We start from the raw sequence: 238 nt of genomic DNA, 5'->3' as shown, positions 1-238 counted from the left end.
TCTGGATTATCTTTTTTCACGATATCTAAAGCTTGAAATCCATTCGCTGCTTGGAATGTCTGATAACCTTCTTTTTGGAACACTTCATGTAATAACACACGAATGCCATATTGATCATCAACGATTAAAATTTTACCTTCCTTAACTCCCAACCTTTCTGTATAAATACAAGATTTAAAGCTTCTTATATCTTAACGATTAATTTTCGCTATTCTTTGGCAAATCCCTTCCTATTCTT

Annotated in this window: 1 pseudogene; it reads right to left on the bottom strand. The window is 32.4% G+C overall.

Annotation, left to right across the window (positions count from 1 at the left end):
- Window positions 1–152, bottom strand: a pseudogene (gene spo0F, locus SB658_RS27335) (sporulation initiation phosphotransferase Spo0F); the annotation flags it as partial.
- Window positions 153–238 lie beyond the last annotated feature (86 nt).

Source organism: Bacillus sp. SIMBA_008 (genome assembly GCF_046535495.1).
GTDB classification, from domain to species: domain Bacteria; phylum Bacillota; class Bacilli; order Bacillales; family Bacillaceae; genus Bacillus; species Bacillus subtilis.
This window is presented reverse-complemented; position numbering and strand designations above follow the sequence as displayed.